General features: G+C 66.5%; 14 protein-coding genes. 6 read left to right on the top strand and 8 right to left on the bottom strand.

Annotated elements, in window-relative coordinates:
* Positions 1–372 (top strand): ribonucleotide-diphosphate reductase subunit beta (locus QOD90_RS26435; RefSeq protein WP_526354653.1); only part of this gene is annotated, 372 nt, incomplete at its 5' end.
* A gap of 7 nt (positions 373–379) precedes the next feature.
* Here QOD90_RS26435 and QOD90_RS26430 read toward each other — a convergent pair.
* Positions 380–1,195 carry a MerR family transcriptional regulator gene (locus QOD90_RS26430; RefSeq protein ID WP_526354651.1) on the bottom strand — a complete coding sequence of 272 codons (816 nt, stop codon included), beginning with the start codon at positions 1,193–1,195 and terminating at the stop codon, positions 380–382.
* 47 nt (positions 1,196–1,242) lie between these two features.
* Between QOD90_RS26430 and QOD90_RS26425 the strand changes: the two genes are divergently transcribed.
* On the top strand, positions 1,243–2,034 hold the full coding sequence (locus tag QOD90_RS26425; RefSeq protein WP_526354649.1) for an SDR family NAD(P)-dependent oxidoreductase: 792 nt from the start codon (positions 1,243–1,245) through the stop codon (positions 2,032–2,034).
* A 33-nt stretch (positions 2,035–2,067) separates the two neighbouring features.
* Complete coding sequence (locus QOD90_RS26420; protein WP_526354647.1) at positions 2,068–2,388, top strand: nuclear transport factor 2 family protein; 321 nt, start codon at positions 2,068–2,070, stop codon at positions 2,386–2,388.
* A 15-nt stretch (positions 2,389–2,403) separates the two neighbouring features.
* On the opposite strand, the gene QOD90_RS26415 is transcribed toward QOD90_RS26420, so the two are convergent.
* From QOD90_RS26415 to QOD90_RS26405, 3 genes are read right to left on the bottom strand one after another with little or no spacing between them, the layout of a single operon-like run.
* A complete protein-coding gene (locus QOD90_RS26415; RefSeq protein ID WP_526354655.1) occupies positions 2,404–3,189 on the bottom strand; it encodes a class I SAM-dependent methyltransferase in 786 nt (261 codons plus the stop codon).
* Positions 3,190–3,242: 53 nt separating this feature from the next.
* Positions 3,243–3,578: a VOC family protein gene (locus tag QOD90_RS26410; RefSeq protein WP_526354645.1), complete on the bottom strand. Its 336-nt coding sequence runs from the start codon at positions 3,576–3,578 to the stop codon at positions 3,243–3,245.
* Positions 3,575–3,748, bottom strand: coding sequence for a ribbon-helix-helix protein, CopG family (locus tag QOD90_RS26405; RefSeq protein WP_526354643.1), 174 nt, complete (start codon positions 3,746–3,748; stop codon positions 3,575–3,577). Before QOD90_RS26405 ends, QOD90_RS26410 begins: the two co-directional genes overlap by 4 nt.
* Positions 3,749–3,968: 220 nt before the next feature.
* On the opposite strand from QOD90_RS26405, the gene QOD90_RS26400 reads away from it, so the two are divergent.
* Positions 3,969–4,457: a hypothetical protein gene (locus QOD90_RS26400; protein WP_526354641.1), complete on the top strand. Its 489-nt coding sequence runs from the start codon at positions 3,969–3,971 to the stop codon at positions 4,455–4,457.
* Between the two features lie 88 nt (positions 4,458–4,545).
* Here the strand turns inward: QOD90_RS26400 and QOD90_RS26395 are convergent, their stop codons facing one another.
* The 4 genes from QOD90_RS26395 to QOD90_RS26380 all read right to left on the bottom strand — a co-directional run bounded on the left by QOD90_RS26395 (position 4,546) and on the right by QOD90_RS26380 (position 8,926).
* A complete protein-coding gene (locus tag QOD90_RS26395) occupies positions 4,546–6,162 on the bottom strand; it encodes an amino acid permease (protein ID WP_526354639.1) in 1,617 nt (538 codons plus the stop codon).
* 202 nt (positions 6,163–6,364) lie between these two features.
* Positions 6,365–7,414 carry an NAD(P)-dependent alcohol dehydrogenase gene (locus QOD90_RS26390; protein WP_526354637.1) on the bottom strand — a complete coding sequence of 350 codons (1,050 nt, stop codon included), beginning with the start codon at positions 7,412–7,414 and terminating at the stop codon, positions 6,365–6,367.
* Positions 7,415–7,560: 146 nt separating this feature from the next.
* Positions 7,561–7,836 (bottom strand): YciI family protein, encoded by a 276-nt coding sequence (locus QOD90_RS26385; protein ID WP_526354635.1) that lies wholly within the window; start codon positions 7,834–7,836, stop codon positions 7,561–7,563.
* Positions 7,837–7,882: 46 nt separating this feature from the next.
* Positions 7,883–8,926, bottom strand: a complete 1,044-nt coding sequence (locus tag QOD90_RS26380) for a putative nucleotidyltransferase substrate binding domain-containing protein (RefSeq protein WP_526354634.1) — start codon at positions 8,924–8,926, stop codon at positions 7,883–7,885.
* A 127-nt stretch (positions 8,927–9,053) separates the two neighbouring features.
* On the opposite strand from QOD90_RS26380, the gene QOD90_RS26375 reads away from it, so the two are divergent.
* Both QOD90_RS26375 and QOD90_RS26370 read left to right on the top strand, forming a co-directional pair.
* Positions 9,054–10,589 carry an amino acid permease gene (locus tag QOD90_RS26375; protein ID WP_526354632.1) on the top strand — a complete coding sequence of 512 codons (1,536 nt, stop codon included), beginning with the start codon at positions 9,054–9,056 and terminating at the stop codon, positions 10,587–10,589.
* Positions 10,590–10,730: 141 nt separating this feature from the next.
* The gene (locus QOD90_RS26370; RefSeq protein WP_526354630.1) at positions 10,731–11,597 is read left to right on the top strand and encodes an urea amidolyase associated protein UAAP1; all 867 of its coding nucleotides are present in this window, start codon (positions 10,731–10,733) and stop codon (positions 11,595–11,597) included.
* Positions 11,598–11,651: the final 54 nt, after the last annotated feature.

Here is an 11,651-nt window from a genome sequence, read left to right as displayed (position 1 = left end):
TACTACATCGGCTACAAGTATCAGCGCGGGCTGGCGATGCACGATGCCGCCAAACAGGAGGCGCTCAAGGACTACACGTACGAGCTGTTGTACGAGCTCTACGACAACGAGGTCGAGTACACCCAGGACCTGTACGACGGGGTCGGACTGACCGAGGACGTCAAGAAGTTCTTGCGGTACAACGCGAACAAGGCGCTGATGAACCTCGGCTACGAGGCGCTGTTCCCCAAGGACGAGACCGACGTCAACCCAGCCATCCTGTCGGCGTTGAGCCCCAACGCCGACGAGAACCACGACTTCTTCTCCGGGTCGGGGTCGAGCTACGTCATCGGCAAGGCCGTCGTCACCACCGACGAGGACTGGGACTTCTAGAGCCGGCCTAACCGCCGGAACTCGAGACCGGCCAGCCAATCTCGGTGCGCCACGCCGCTGAATCCGACGTGTCATGCGGCCCGACGAGATAGATCTCGTGCACCGGGCCTGCTATCGCGAGTGCGTGCTGGTCGACCCAGATCCCCAACGCTCCATAGGTGACGTCGATATCGCCGTGGTCACCCCGGTGGACGGTGACGGCGAGGTCGGTGGGTCCGATCGTCTCGGGCCGCACCCGCCCCGTGTCGGGCGGGTCGGACACCGGCACGAACACCAACATCTCGCCGAGTTCGTCGGTGAACAGGTCGTTGTCGTAGAGGCCACCGGGCGGGCCGTTTGGTATTACGCCCGACCGGGCCAGGGCCGCGTCGAGCTCGGTCATCGCCGCCGAGTACCAATCCAGCACGTCCGCGAGGGCTACCGTGCCGCGGATTGCCGCGACCGTCGTCGGGCCCGTGGTGCGTCGCTCGACCTCGATGGGGAGCGCCGTCGGATCGAGCAGACGGCGTAGCGACGAGACGGCGGCCTGCGTCTGCGCGAGCTGCTCCTCCAGCCGCGTCAGGTGGGCGGCGATGAGCTCACTGCGTTCGCGCGGATCGGCGGTGGCGAGCAATTCGCCGATCTCCCGCACCGGCATGCCGAGGTCGCGAAACCGGCGGATCGTCTGGGCGATCGGGATCTGCCCGGGCCGGTAGTACCGATAGCCACTCCAGGGATCGACCTCCGCGGGCTCCAGCAGACCCGAGTCGTGATAGCGGCGCAACGTCTTCACCGACACGTGCGTCACCCGCGAGAAGTCCCCGATGCTCAAGCGCCCTTGCACGATCCCAGTGTGGACTCTCCCCCTGGGGGAGGCTCCAGGCTGGTGTCATGACCACGAAACCGATCACTGACTCCCTGGCGGGCAGGCGCGCCCTCGTCACCGGAGGTAGCAAGGGCATCGGCGCCGCCATCGTGGCGCGCCTGGCGGCGGCCGGGGCCACCGTCATGACCACCGCCCGCACTGCGCCCGCGGATCCCGGTGACGCGGCGGTGTTCGTGGCCGCCGACGTCAGCACCGCGGCGGGAACCGCGACCGTCGCGCAGCGCGTCGTCGAAGAGCTCGGGGCGCTCGACATCCTGGTGCACACCGTTGGCGGATCCGAAGCGGGACCCGGCGGCTACGCCGCGTTGACCGACGGGCAGTGGCAATCGGTGTTGCAGACCAACCTCCTTTCGGCGGTGCGGTTGGACCGTGCCCTGCTGCCCCCGATGGTCGAGAGGGGGAGCGGGGCGGTCGTCCACGTGACGTCGATCCAGCGCCGAATGCCACTCTTCGACGCCACCCTCGGGTACGCCGCCGCGAAGGCTGCGCTCACGGTGTACAGCAAGGGCCTGGCCAATGAGGTCGGGCCGAAGGGTGTGCGGGTCAACACCGTCGCGCCCGGATTCGTCCAGACCGACGGTGCGGATGGTCTGGTGCAACGGATCTCGGACAGCCAGGGGATCAGCCGCGCGGAGGCCCTTCAGCAGGTGATGGACTCACTCGGCGGCATCCCGCTCGGCAGACCCGCTCAACCCGCCGAAGCCGCCGAGCTCGTCGCGTTCCTTGTCTCGGACCGCGCGCTGGCGATCTCCGGTGCGGAGTTCGTCATCGACGGCGGCACCGTTCCCACCGTTTGACACCCAATCACCAACCATTGCAAGGAGTTTGACATGACCAATCCGACCGAACTCGTCGACCGCTACTTCCGCCTCGCGCCCGGATCCGATGCCGACGCCTACCTCGCGCAGTTCGCCGACGACGCGAACGCCGAGGACGAGGGTCACGAGTATCACGGCCTCGCCGCGATCCGTGCGTGGCGGGCCGAGGTGCCGCCGGTCAGCTATGTCGTCGGCGACGTGGCGGCGATCGACGGCGGGCACGTCGCCCACGCGGAGATCGCAGGCGATTTTCCCGGCAGCCCGGTGACCCTCGCGTTCCGTTTCACTTTCGGCGACGACGGGCAAATCCAGAGGCTTGCGATCACGCAGTAGTGATCACCCTGTCGCTCATACGCTCGCGACGACCAGGTGTTCGGCGCCCGGCGGCCGCAGCCCGTCCGGACGACCGGAGAAGTAGCGCTCGGTCAGATCGTCTGGGCTGACGTGGCGCACCGACGAGAATCCTGCCTCGCGGCACATGTCCAGCATCGCCTCCGGTGCATAGTGGCTTAGGAACGGCGTTCCCGAACCGCGTGCGGCTCGCTCGACGTTCTCCTGCATCGGTCGCTCGGCATCGTCGACGAGATCCAGCGGCAGCATGAAGGTCATCGCCAGCACGGAGCCCGGCGCGAACGCTGCCACCTGGCGCAACGTGGTGTCCGTCGCGTGGCGGGTGAGGTACATGCTGACGCCCGTCGACGAGATCACCGCAGGGCGGCCGGAGTCGAAACCGTTGGCCGCCAGCGCCTTCTGCCACGACTCGCCGGTCTCGAAGTCGACCGGCACGAACGTAAGATTCGCGACGTCGAGCCCCTCCTCGGTCAGCCTGCGGCGCTTCCACCCGCTGGTCCCGGGCTGGTCGACCTCGAAGACGCGCACCGCGACGTCGGGGCGGCGCTGGGCGAAGGTGTCCAGCCCAGCGCCGAGGACGACGTACTGGTCGACGCCCGCGGCCGCCCGCTCGGCCACCAGGTCGTCGATGAACCTGGCGCGACCGACGATCGATGCGCGGAAGGCACGCGTGCCAATGGGATCCATGTCGCCGCGGGTCCGCCAGCCGGGGTCGGGACGGGCCAATCGCAGACCGATGTCGTCGCTGAACACGTGCGGGGGCGCGTCGACCTCGAGGTGCATTGCGCGCCAGAGCGCGGTGCGGATTGCGGTGCTATCGGGTGTTGCCGTTGACTTCACTTGGGCGCCTGCACCTTCCACTCGCGGCCATCGGGGTCGCGGATGGTCATCAACCTCGTTCCCCAGTGGGTGTCCTCCCAGTGGTCGACGACCTCAGTGGAGTCGTCGAGGTCGAGAGCGTCAGCGTCGGCTACCGCCAGCACGAGGTGCTGTCGAGTCGGCTCGGTCTCGGGTACCTCGGCGATGAACAATGACGGACCGACGTCGTTGCGCAGCTGACCGGAGTTGTGATCGGTCTCGAATTCGACTGTGTAGCCCAGCTTCTGGAAGAAGTTGGCGGACTTGCCCCAGTTGTGAGTTTCCAGGAACACGGCCTCGATACCGTCGGTCATGTCACGTCTCCTTGTCCGTCCGTTGATTCACGAGAGTCGAGGTAGGTGCGCAACGCATCGGTGACGAGCGCGGACAGCGACTTCTCGGTTTCGATGGCGTGATGCTTGAGCTGCCGGATCAGCCCGACCGGCAGGTAGACGTTGAACTGCTTGACGTCCTCGTCGCTCACCCCTTCAGGCTAGCATGCTAGCAACCTAGCCGGAACCCTCATTCAACACCAAGTGCGGCAACCGGCGGGTCGTACCGCTAGCCGGCTCAGCACCGCCACCCGTCCGCAGGGTGAAACGTCCATCCACCTTCGCGCGACCTGGGCAGATGCTGATAGCTCGAATCGCGGGCAACGGGTGTACGACGTACGATCCCGACACCCAATGGGGAGGATGAATCAAGTGACGGCAAACAATGACCCGGACCCGGACCCGGACCCGGACCCGGGGACAGCGCGATGGTTCAACACCGATGGCGGCCGGATCGTCATCTTCGGCACGGCCGCGAGCGCCACGCTGCTGGTCATCGTGTTGATTGGTCTTGCGGGTGGCGAAGCTCTGGCGCCTCCGACGACACCGGCGGCCACCGCGACGTCAGCGCCGGCTGCCGCGCCCACGCCAGCGCCGACTTCGATTCCGGCGCCGACTCCGACCCCCGTAACTAGCGCCCCGGCCAGTCCGCCCGCGGCGCCACCTACTCGCCCATCGACCACGACGACCAAGGCGCCGACGACCTATACCGCTCCGCCCACCAAGCAGTACGTGCCGACTGCGACGGCGACCGCCACTGCGACGACCTCAGCTGCCCCAAGTACGACTTCGGCACCCCCCGCCACGACGAATCCACCGCAATTCAACGTCGTCCGAACCACGAATGGCGTACCCCGCTAGGGGCCGAGCACCCCGCGAGCAGTCCGCAAGCGGCTCCAGCAAAAGCCCCTCAATCTCGGCGATTGAGGGGCTTTTGTGACTGCTCAAGCTAGGCGGTGGCTGCGGGCTCCTCATCGCTGCGCTCGTGCGCGTCCTCCATGACCGTGCGTCCGATCTCGGCGTATAGCGCCGGCTTGGTGGTGCGCATCCACACCGCGTAGGCCAGGCCGATGACGAAGACCGCCAGGATCATGTATGGCGCGACCTTGAACACGTCCGACTTGGCCGCCAGTCCCGCCGCGAACTCGCGGTTGTCCCACAGCAGCCATACGACGTAGAGCATGGCCAGACCGCCGATGAGCGGGCAGATCAGGGTGGTGACCACGTTGCCCTGGTGGGTCTTCTTGACCCAGAAGAACCAGATCACCGCCGCCGAGCAAATCGCTTGCACCAGAAGGATTGCCGCGGTGCCGATCAATGCCAATAGGCCGTAGACGTTGACGTACGGGACCAGGGTCGGGGTGTCGACCGGGACACCGTTCGCGTCGGGCACCTGAACCGCGGTGAAGAACGCGAAGGCCAGCACGATCAGCAGCGTGATGACGCTCTGGATCGTCGACGCGATGTAGGGGGAGCCGTGCTTCGGGTGCGTACCACCGACGGTGTTCTTGACCTTGTCCGACGGAACCTCCCGTCCCAGTGCGAACAGGTAACGGGACGCGGCGTTGTGGAAGGCCAGGGCGCAGGCGAACGAGCCGATCACCAGCAGTCCCTTGTATACGTCGAGCAGGACGCCGCCGAGGCTGTGCTGGACGAGGTTGAAGAACAGGTCGAGTGGCGATGCGCTGATCGAGGCTTCGATGGAGGTCTTGGCACCGTTGCCTGCGATCACCATCGCCGAGATGAACGTATAGAACAGGCCGAGTCCGACGACCGCGATGATCGTGGCCCTCGGGATGATCTTCTTCGGGTTGCGGGATTCCTCGCCGTACACCGCGGTGGTCTCGAAGCCGACCCACGACCAGAACGCGAAGAACAGGCCGATGGCCATGGATCCCGCCGCGGCGGCCGTGCCGAAGGCGCCTGCGGGGAGGCTCTCGAACGCGTTGTTGAGTAGCACCGTCTGGTTCAGCATGAAGCCGTCGGGGCCGCCGCCCGAGAAGATGACCGAGAACGCGAGCGCGAGAAGGATCAGGACTTCCGCGGTGAGCGTGACGCCCAAAATGGCTGCGGTGAGGCTGATGTCGAAGTAACACAGCGCCGCAATGGCAACGATCGCGACGATGGCGATCACCAACCAGGGGATGTTGACGTTGAAGATGGTGTTCAGGGCATCGTTGGCGAAGTACGCGCAACCGCCGATCAGCGACCCTTCGAATACGACGTAGGCGAAGGTGGCCAGCATGCCGCTGGCCATGCCCCACGTCTGGCCGAGGCCGTGGGAGATGAAGCCGTAGAAGGCGCCGGTGGTGGTGATGTGGCGCGCCATCGCGACGTAGCCGAGGGCGAATAGGGTCAGGATGATCGTCGCGAACAGGAAGCCGGCGGGAGCGCCAAGGCCGTTGCCGAATCCGACGGCGATGGGCACGTTGCCCGTCATCGCGGTGATCGGGGCGGCGTTCGCGACGGCCATGAAGATGACCGCGACGATGCCGATGGACCCCTTCTTCAGTCCATTCGCCCGCACGGCTGACGTGTCGTCGGTGGTTGCGGATTCGGCACTCACGGCGGTCTCCCAGCTTCGGATTCAGCATGAAATTGGGCCCGCCACCAAGCGGGTCCGCTGCTGAGCGTCGCATCCGCGCAGTGATCCGACAACTCGAGCGGAGAAATTCGAGCCGAAAAATTGCGCCGACGCCGCGAAATCGAACACGGCCCAGGACTACTCGGGACTTCCCGAGCAGACCTGGGCCGCGTTGTGTTGGGGGTTACAGCGTCGCGGTGTCGATGACGAAGCGGTAGCGGACGTCGCTGGCGAGCACGCGCTCGTACGCCTCGTTGACGTAGTCCGCCGAGATGACCTCGATCTCGGGAGTGACGTCGTGCTCCGCGCAGAAGTCGAGCATCTGCTGGGTCTCCGGGATGCCGCCGATCATCGAGCCGGAAAGGCTGCGCCGCCCGCCCGCGAGCGGGAAGAAGGGCACGACGAGTGGCTGCTCGGGAGCGCCCAATTCGACAAGGGTTCCGTCGACGGCGAGGAGGTTGATGTAGGCGCCCATGTCGAGGTTCGCCGAAACGGTGTTCAAGATCAGGTCGAACTTCCCAGCCAACTTGGTGAAGGTGTCCGGGTCGCTGGTGGCGTAGTACTCGTTCGCGCCGAGACGCAGCCCGTCCTCCATCTTCTTGAGGGACTGGCTGAGCACCGTGACGTCGGCGCCCATCGCATGGGCGATCTTGACGCCCACGTGGCCGAGTCCGCCGAGACCGATGATGGCGACCTTCTTGCCGGGACCCGCACCCCAGTGATGCAGGGGAGAGAAGAGCGTGATGCCTGCGCACAGCAGGGGGGCCGCCTTGTCCAGCGGGATGCTGTCGGGAATGTTCAGCACGTAGTTCTCGTCGACGACGGTCGCCTGGCTGTAGCCGCCGTAGGTCGGGGTGCCGTCCTTGCCGGTGGCGTTGTAGGTGCCGATCATGCCGCCCTCGCCGGTGCAGTACTGCTGCAGGCCGGCCTCGCAGTTGTCGCACTCCCGGCAGGAGTCGACGAAACAGCCGACGCCGACGCGGTCGCCGACCTTGAACTTCGTCACCTCGGAGCCGACCTCGGTGACGACACCGGCCAGCTCGTGGCCTGCGACGACCGGGTAGTTCGGCTCGCCCCACTCGGCCTTGACGGTGTGGATGTCGGAGTGGCAGATGCCGGCGAACTTGATGTCGAAGGCGACGTCGTGCGGGCCGACGTCGCGGCGCTCAATGGTGGTCTTGGCCAGCGGCGCGGTGGCCGACGTGGCGGCGATGGCTGAAACGGTGGTGGTCATCTTTTCTTCGTACCCTTTTGTCGTCTTGTCATGCGAACCCTCGCTGAAAGCTTAGCGAAGGTAATGAATTGGGCGCGGCGTTGCGCCCCCGGAAGTGCCAACGGGGCTCCTCGTCAGATTAGTCCCGAATCGGCTTCGGGGCCTGGTCACAAACCGGGTGCCCGACGGCCTCCGGTGAAACCGACGCGGTCGTATCGCACCAGTCCCTGCACCTGGTAGGGATCGCGGACCATGATGTCCTCGGCGACCGCGGTGCTGACGTCGGAGGTGATCAGGACGCCTCCGGTCGCCGATTCGAGGCGTCCAGTCAGAATCAAGCGTCCGGCCTCGACTTCTTCCTCCAGCCACGCGAGGTGGGCGGGCCTGGCCTCGTCGATGGCCTCGGCGGACTGGACGTACGTGATCGTCAGGATGTGGAACACGGCACGACATTAGCCTTTCGAAATCCGGTCGAAATTCCCCGTCGAATCAGTTGAACGTCGAGGTCGATGCGAGGTAGTTCAGCTTGCGACTGATGCCGGTCACTTCGCGGGCCACACTGCGCAGCGTGGCCCGCTCCTGGGGAGCCATCTCCGACAGCGACACCGTGTCGCCGACTGGTTCTCCAGCGAGGAAGCGACTTGCCCGCATCCGCCAGCGGAACCGCAAGGTCCAGCCGAAGCAGTCGCGCAGACTGGAGACGTCGTCGCTGTCGAGCACCTTGGCGACCGCCGCGTCATCCAGGCGCGCGAGGGTCGACAGCGCGTCCGAGCCCGCGGACAGTGCGGCCCACCGCGCGATCTTGACCACCGGATCGACGACAGCCAGCTTCACGTCGACGGTGTCGACGCTCCTGGCGAACAGCCGCAGTCGCGACGGGACGCTCGCCCGCACGGCCGTGGCATCCTGCAGCATCGCCTGGCGCGCCGGGTAGCTGCGCCCGACGGCGCTCACCACCTGCGTCCGCAGCGCGTCGCCGGGCAATGCGCTAGGGGAGGGTAGTCCGGCGGAATCCGCGATCAGGCCGGTCATCACGACGCCGCGGTCCTCGCGAGGATCGGCGGCCCAGCGCTCGATGCCGTCTGCCCAACTGCCGGTCCGGCGGCAGAACCTGGCCCTGCTGGCCAGCACGCCGTTGGCATCTCCCGCTATGCCGCATCGTTCGAGCAGTGCGTGCACTCCTGCGGCGCGGGTGAGCAGCCCGACCTTGTCGTCCTCGCTGACCGAGTCACCGAGGGCGACCATCGTTTCGACGTCGGACCCAGGGGCGGCTTCTCCACGTGCCACGCTGCCGGAGACGAACCACGTCCAGTCCGCTGGTCCTGCCAGCCGAACGCTCGCAGCCACGCCGTGCAGCAGCACCTGGGACCAGGCCGCTGCCAGCGCGGGCGCGGGCGTGTGAGCACGTAGTTCGGCAGCGACTGCGACCAGGGCGCCGTCGATCCCCCGGCGCAGCAGTAGCTCATCGGTGCAGCCATCGATCGCTCCGATGGTCGCAGCGATTCCGCGGTCGGACGGGGGCATGGACGGCATGCCGATGATTGTCACCCGCTCGAGTCATCTGGTCACACAGTCGTGACGCCTGCGAAACGCGGAGAACACGAACCCGGCTCAATATCTATCGCATGACAGTTATTGACCGACTTCCCGGGAGCGCCGCATGACCTCCACCTTCGATCCGGCGATCTCGTCCCAGGAGGACGCGTCCACCCTGGAGGAGCTCGGCTACACCCAAGAACTTCATCGCGGTATCGGCGGATACACCGCGTTTGCGTCCGGCTTCTCGTTCGTGTCGATCCTGACCACCGTGTTCGCGCTGTTCGCCCTTGGCTTCGGCCTCGGCGGTCCGGCGTTCTTCTTCACCTGGCCGATCGTGTTCGTCTGCCAGTTCTGCGTGTGTCTGGTGTTCGCCGAGCTGTCGGGGAAGTTCCCGGTCGCCGGCGCGATCTACCAGTGGTCGCGGCGGCTCGCCGGCAACGCCGTCGGGTGGTTCGCGGGCTGGTTCATGCTGATCGGCTACATCGTGAGCGTGTCGGCACTGGCCATCGCGATGCAGAGCGTGTTGCCATCGATCTGGACCGGATTCCAGATCATCCCCGGCGATCCCGCGCTGACCTCGGTCAGCGGCGCCACCAACGCGATCATCCTCGGCTCGATCACCATCGCCCTGTGCACCGTCATCAGCGCCGCAGGCGTGGCGTTCATGGGCAAGATCACGGTCACCGGGGTGACGCTGGAGATCATCGGCGTCGTCCTGATCGTGATCGCGATGTTCCTCAAGGCCGAGCGCAGTCCTGCGGCCGCCGTGCTGAGCACCGGCGGGCACGGCACCGGGCTCGGCTACTTCCCGGCGTTCCTGGCGTCCATGTTGATGGCCGCGTACGTGATGTACGGATTCGACAGTGCGGCAGAACTTTCCGAAGAGACCAAGGATCCACGCAAGACGGCGCCGAAGGCGATCGTCAACGCCCTGCTGGTGTCCTTCGTCGGCGGCGGACTGATGATCCTTGCGGCCCTGATGGCCGCACCGTCACTCGACGACCCGCTGCTGTCGACCGAAGGCATCGCCTGGGTGATCACCAGCCAGCTCAGCACGTGGCTTGGCAAGGTTCTGCTGACGATCGTCGCGATCGCCATCTTCTCCGCGACACTGGCCATCCAGGCCTCGGCGTCGCGGGTGATGTTCTCGATGGCCCGCGACAATCGACTGCCGCTCGGCAAGTTCCTGTCAAAGGTCAACAAGCGCACCGGAACTCCGGTCATCACCGGAGTCACCGTCAGCGTGTTGGCGATCCTGGTGCTCCTGGTCAATCTGGGCCAGGCTGGCGTCTTCGCGGCGATCACCAGCGTGTCGGTGGTCATCGTGTACGCGGCCTACCTGATGGTCACCGTGCCCGCACTGGTTCACCGGCTGCGCGGCACCAGCCTGAGCTACGGGCCGCCGGTCATGGACCTCGGTAGGTGGGGCGTGCCGGTGAACCTCATTGCCGTGGTCATGGGCGGGGCGTTGTGCGTCAACATCGCCTGGCCGCGCCAAGAGGTCTACGACCCGGAAGGCACGTCGTGGTTCCTGCAGTACTTCGCGATCATCTTCGTGGCACTGACCCTGGCCGTTGGGTACGTCGCCTACCGCGTCGTCAAGGACCGCGAAGGCGCACCGGACGCGGTCGACGCACTGGTCGGCAAGAAGGAGTAGCCGAATGCGTCCCGCATCATGCGTTGTTTACGCGTGCGCTCGATCGTTTACATCGCGGCAACCACGGCCGAGGTCCGAGCGCGAAAACTATCAGATGACAGAAATCCACCGGCCGAACGCGCCGCGAACCCGGGAGTCCCGTTGACAAGCGATGTGTCCAGCGCCTCGGCGACCGCTACGACCGCGGGGGCCAAGGCTCACGCGCGAGCTCAGCACGGGCGGACCGCCGAATTCATGCGCCACGTGCCGCCCTCGACAAGTCCGACCGCGCCCGACGGCGTGCCGGCGGCCAGCCTGGTGTGGTCGGAAACCGTTGCGGCGGGGGGATATACGACCGTGGCCGTGGCGCGGGGAACGCGCATTCGGCTGACCGATCTGGACGGTGACGCGTGTGCACATCTCCTCCTGCACCGCGCCGATGGCCCGCACGAACGACTCAACGTCGCCGACACCGTGAAGGTGCCGTGGCAGGCATACCTCGGCGCGGGGCATCCACTGCTCAGCGGCTTCGGTCGGGTCCTGGCGACCGTGGTGGCAGACACTGCCGGGCGCCACGATGCGCTCACCGGCACCTCGACGCTGGCGGGCAACGAGGCGAAATACGGTGCGGGTGTGCCGGAGTCGGCGTCGCCGGCCGGCCGCGAGCTCCTCTTGCTGGCGGCCCTGAAGAACGGCCTCGACCAGCGCGACGTGCCACCATCGCTGTCCTTCTTCAAGGGCGTGCGGGTGGCTGATGACGGCACGTTCCAGTGGGAGGGTGCGGCTGGGCCCGGCGCCACCGTGGACCTGCTGACCCACGTCGACGTGATCGTCTCGATCGCGAACACGGCGCACCCACTCGACCCGCGACCCGAATTCAACTGCTCGCCACTGCTGATCCACGCCTGGCGCGCCGTCGAGGAGCTCGACCAATTGGCGGCGGGTGAGTTGGCGGGGCCACTCGGTCCCGAACATCGTCAGGCGATTGCCAACACCGAAGCCGACCTAGCCGCCCGAGGAGTCCTGTGAACGCCCCGACTGTCGATGCCCTGATTCCAGGCACCGTCATCCTCGACGACACCG

The sequence above is a fragment of the Mycobacterium sp. genome (genome assembly GCF_032161845.1).
Taxonomy (GTDB): Bacteria; Actinomycetota; Actinomycetes; order Mycobacteriales; family Mycobacteriaceae; genus Mycobacterium.
The sequence above is the reverse complement of the archived record's forward strand: the minus strand, read 5'-3'. Positions and strand labels throughout refer to the sequence as shown.